Below are 859 nucleotides of genomic sequence, written 5' to 3' on the forward strand. Positions count from 1 at the left end.
CCGCCCCGGGTGTGCGCCGCTGCCTGCAGCGCGTCGACGACGAGTTCGGTGCGCATGTGATCGGCGATCGACCAGCCGACCAGCCGACGCGAATACAGATCCACGACGGTGGCCAAATAGAGGAACCGGCCACCACTGACGGGCAGATAGGTGATGTCGCCGACGTAGCGGGTGTTCGGCCGCTCGGCAGTGAAGTCGCGCTGGAGCAGGTCAGGCACCGGTGCCGCGTCCGGTTCCGGGATGGTGGTGCGGACCTTCTTGCGCAGATGCAGCCCGGCGATGCCGTGCTCGCGCATCACCCGTTCCACCCGCTTGTGGTTGACCACGATCCCGGCCGCGCGCAACTCGACCGTCACCCGGGGCGAGCCGTAGGTGCCGTCATGCTCGGCATGGATCCGCCGTACTCGCTCGGCCAACTGCGCGTCGGCCTGGCGGCGGGCCAGCCGCGCCGCGGAGCCCTTCAGCCACCGGTAGAAGCCCGAGCGCGACACCTGCAGCACCCGACACAACCGCTTCGCTCCGTAGAACGCCTTGTGATCCTCAACAAACCGGAAGCGGTTCACCAGTTCGTCTCGTTCGCGAAAAGCTTGGCCGCCTTACGCAGAATGTCTCGCTCTTGCTCCAGCTCCCGGATCCGCGCCTTGAGCTGCTTGTTCTCCTCTTCCAGCACGTCGTCCGAGGGTACGGGCCCGGCCGGTGTGTCCTTGCCGGTCCCGACCCCGCCGGCCGCTCGTGGCCCGCCCTCACCCCGAGCCTGCGCGGCGCGTACCCACACCCGCAGCGTCTCGCGGCTGACCCCCAGATCCCGCGCGATCGACGTGATCGTCCGATCCGGCCTCGACAGCACCAGCGCCACCGC

General features: G+C 68.9%; 1 pseudogene. It reads right to left on the bottom strand.

The features are described from left to right. Positions 1–859 (bottom strand): annotated as a pseudogene (locus tag FAF44_RS53415) (IS3 family transposase); the annotation flags it as partial.

Source organism: Nonomuraea sp. MG754425 (assembly GCF_021699195.1).
In the GTDB taxonomy this organism is placed as follows: domain Bacteria; phylum Actinomycetota; class Actinomycetes; order Streptosporangiales; family Streptosporangiaceae; genus Nonomuraea.